Here is a 2826-nt window from a genome sequence, read left to right as displayed (position 1 = left end):
GGGCGCGCTTTGTCGGGCGGCGCGCCATCGGCCCCCTCTCTGGAACAGGTTTAGACATGGCGCGATCGCTGCTCGAATCGCTCGGTCTGTTCGCCGCGCCATTCTTCCTTTACGCCCTGTTCCTGATTTATCGCGCGCGCCACCCGCTCGTCGTGGCCCATTGGTCGCGCGGCGCCTTGTCCTGGCTCACCCTCGCCGGGCTGGCGCTGGCCATATCGGGCTTCCTCTATGCGGGCTTTTTCGGCGCCCGCAGCAGCGGCGTCTATGTGCCGGCCCATATGGACCACGGCCGCCTCACGCCGGGACAATTCCAGTGAGCGCCGCCCGCGAGGACGCCCTCAGAGCCCTGCTCGAGCGCCCGGCCCTGCGCAAGGTTTTCGCCGCGCTGGCGGGCGACGAATTGCGCGTAGTCGGCGGCGCCGTGCGCAACGCCCTGCTCGGCGCGCCCGTCGCAGACATCGATCTCGCGGTCGCCGCCGTGCCGGAGGATGTGGCGGCCAAGGCGGAAGCCGCCGGCCTGCGCGTCGTGCCGACCGGAATCGACCATGGCACCCTGACCCTGATCGTCGATGGCGCCCATTTCGAAGTGACCTCGCTGCGCGAGGATGTCGAAACCGACGGACGCCGCGCCAAAGTGCGGTTCGGCGGCGATTTCGCGGCCGACGCGCAAAGACGCGATTTCACCATCAACGCCTTGTCGCTCGACGCGCGCGGCGCGCTGCACGATTATGTCGGCGGCCTGGACGATCTCGCCGCGCGCCGGGTGCGGTTCATCGGCGATCCGCGCCAGCGCATCGCAGAAGATTACCTGCGCATCCTGCGCTTTTTCCGATTCACCGCCTGGTACGGCGCAGGCCCGCTCGACGGCGCGGGCCTCGCCGCCTGTATCGCCCTGCGTGGCGGCATCGCCAGCCTGTCGCGCGAGCGGCTTGGCGCCGAAATGCTGAAAATCCTGGCCGCGCCGCGTGCGTCTCAGGTGATCGAAACCATGAGCCAGGCCGGTCTGCTCGCTTTTCTCGGAATCGCGCCCTGGCCCGGGCGCTGCCGGCGCCTCGCCGCGATTCTCGCCGCGCGGGGCGAGACCGACGCGCTGCTGTCGCTCGGCGCGCTCGCCCTGCACAGCGAAGCCGATTCCGAGCGTCTCACCGAAGCGCTGCGGCTGTCGCGCGCGCAAAAACGCCGACTCGCCGGCATGGCCAAAACCGCCGCCGCCTGGCATGGCGCAGAAGCTCCGCCCGCGCCCGGCCAATTGCGCGAGCAGCTCTTCCTGCTGGGGGCGGACGCGGCGCGCGACGGCCTTGCCCTGATCCAGGCGGAGAACCCAGCCGCGCCGAACGATCCCGGCTGGCGCGCCGCCGAGGCCTTTCTGCGTGACACGCCGGCGCCGAAACTGCCCTTCGCGGCCTCCGATCTCATCGCACGCGGGCTGCAACAGGGCGCCGGCCTCGGCGACGCGCTGAAGCGCCTGCAAGCGGCCTGGATCCGCGCCGGCTTTCCGCAGGACCCCAAACAGGTCGCCGCGCTGATCGACCACGCTTGCGATCAACCGGCTTCCGGCGATCCGGCGCAAAATTCCGGCTGGACGCGGCCGCGCCGATAATGGTTTAATTTTCCGCAGGCGCCAGTCCCCGCGGGCGAGAGGAACCATGGCCGTCGAACGCAAGGAACCCGGCGATATCGCCACGCGCATGGCCGCCCATTTGCGCCGGACCTCGGCGCAGCGGCGCGAGGACGGATTCAAGCGGGAATCCTTCACTTTGCCGCGCGAAAAGGCGCGGGAGAAAGCGCGGGAAATCTTCGCCGCCTTCCCCAAGGCCGCCTATATGACGGAAATCGAATCCTGGCGCGAGCTTGACGACGGGCGCATCGAATTCACCATGCGCCGCTTGCCCAGCGCGGACTGACGCGTTTCTCGCTTATTTCATCGCGGCGCGACGTGAATTGACGATATTAACCAATATAAACTGAAAAACACACCATCATCATTTAGCACATCAAAAGACAAGCGCCCTCTTTAGCCAAAACAGCTTGGCCGCTTTTGGTTAAAATTGAAAAGGCCTCCTTCATTCATTATTCGCCATCAGGGCAACAAATTTCCTAATTTGGGTAAACCATTTATTTTTACAGTCCAATTACCTTTACGATTCTAAATCGCTCCAGATGGCCCGTTCGCGCGCCTTGATCTGGAGTTTGTGTGATGAAAAAGGTTTCGATCGCCGTGATCGGCGGAGCGGCGATGTCCATCGCCTCGCTGGCGCAGGCCGCCGACCTGCCCTATCGCAGCGCCGCGGCCGGCAATTACGACTATCCGGCCTCTTTCACCTGGACCGGATTCTACGCCGGCTTGAACACCGGCGTCGGCATCGGCGGCTTCAACGGGACCGGCGCGCCCTTCTTCGGCGACAACCCGCAGGGATGGCTGTTCGGCGTGACCGGCGGCTACAACTACCAGTCCGGCAATCTGCTGATCGGCGCCGAGGCGGATTACGACTGGTCCCGCATCGCCTCCGACGCGAATGTCGTGCCGGGCGTCGCCTCGACCGGCATCATTCAGGGCGTTTTCACCGCCCGCGCCCGCTTCGGCTATACGATGGACCGCATCCTGGTCTATGGCACGGGCGGCTACGCCGGCGCCAACATTCGCGGCGTGCTCAGCAGCTTCTCGCCGCAATCCTTCGTCGACCAGTCCTATTGGGCCAATGGCTTCGCCCTCGGCCTCGGCGCCGAATATGCGATCACGCCGCACATCACCGCCAAGGCGGAATATCTCTACACCTCGCTCGGAACGAACAACTTTTTCGGCGGGACGGTCTATGGCTCGTCGAT

Annotated in this window: 4 protein-coding genes; all 4 read left to right on the top strand. The window is 65.7% G+C overall.

Translation table 11 applies throughout. The annotated features are described in order from the left end of the window. The coding region (locus ACE3S9_RS17880) for a DUF6111 family protein (RefSeq protein ID WP_374547830.1) at nt 1–317 on the top strand (317 nt) is incomplete at its 5' end. Further along, nucleotides 314–1600: a CCA tRNA nucleotidyltransferase gene (locus tag ACE3S9_RS17875; protein ID WP_374547829.1), complete on the top strand. Its 1287-nt coding sequence runs from the start codon at nt 314–316 to the stop codon at nt 1598–1600. The genes ACE3S9_RS17880 and ACE3S9_RS17875, both read left to right, overlap by 4 nt. Before the next feature lie 46 nt (nt 1601–1646). After that, entirely contained in the window at nt 1647–1904 is a 258-nt protein-coding gene (locus tag ACE3S9_RS17870; protein ID WP_374547828.1) for a hypothetical protein, read from the top strand. A 293-nt stretch (nt 1905–2197) separates the two neighbouring features. Beyond that, the coding region (locus ACE3S9_RS17865) for an outer membrane protein (protein ID WP_374547827.1) at nt 2198–2826 on the top strand (629 nt) is incomplete at its 3' end.

It is taken from the genome of Rhodoblastus sp. (assembly GCF_041915505.1).
GTDB lineage: Bacteria > Pseudomonadota > Alphaproteobacteria > Rhizobiales > Beijerinckiaceae > Rhodoblastus.
This window is presented reverse-complemented; position numbering and strand designations above follow the sequence as displayed.

Bases quoted from the DNA above. Each gene is read 5' to 3' on its own strand.
- ACE3S9_RS17870 (WP_374547828.1), top strand. From the start codon at position 1,647: ATGGCCGTCGAACGCAAGGAACCCGGCGATATCGCCACGCGCATGGCC.